1 protein-coding gene is annotated in these 470 nt (G+C 43.6%); it reads right to left on the bottom strand.

All coding sequences use genetic code 11. The annotated features are described in order from the left end of the window. The coding region (locus A1019T_RS12920) for an IS66 family transposase (protein ID WP_143514158.1) at window positions 1-470 on the bottom strand (470 nt) is incomplete at both ends.

Here is a 470-nt window from a genome sequence, read left to right on the forward strand (position 1 = left end):
TCGGTTTGGCTTTATCTTGCCTGATTTGCCGAACTATTTGGGGATCTCTTGGTATTGGGGGTGTATTTTTTTCAAAGCGCTCATCAATCTCACGTTCAATGGCATACAACTGCCTAAATAACGTTAATGCCTCAATACTCACGATACTTTGCCCAGTGACATGCAGTTCATGAAACTTACGCCGTGCATGGGCCAGACAACCGATTTCAGTCACACCTTGATGAAATAAGAACTTATATCCGCTGTAATCATCGCAAACCAGCTTACCGCGCCACTTATCTAAAAAGGCTTTAGGATGCTCATTACGACGACTTTCGGCAAAGTCATAGACCACCGCCTTTAATGAGTTGTGCTGTGGCGTAAGATACGCCCAGACATAGCCTTTTTTTAATGATTTACCACCTACCTTTACATGGTTCTTCATGATAGATACCGGGGTTTCATCGGCATGTAAGATAGGCTCAGACAGT

The sequence above is a fragment of the Psychrobacter piechaudii genome (assembly GCF_900162825.1).
In the GTDB taxonomy this organism is placed as follows: domain Bacteria; phylum Pseudomonadota; class Gammaproteobacteria; order Pseudomonadales; family Moraxellaceae; genus Psychrobacter; species Psychrobacter piechaudii.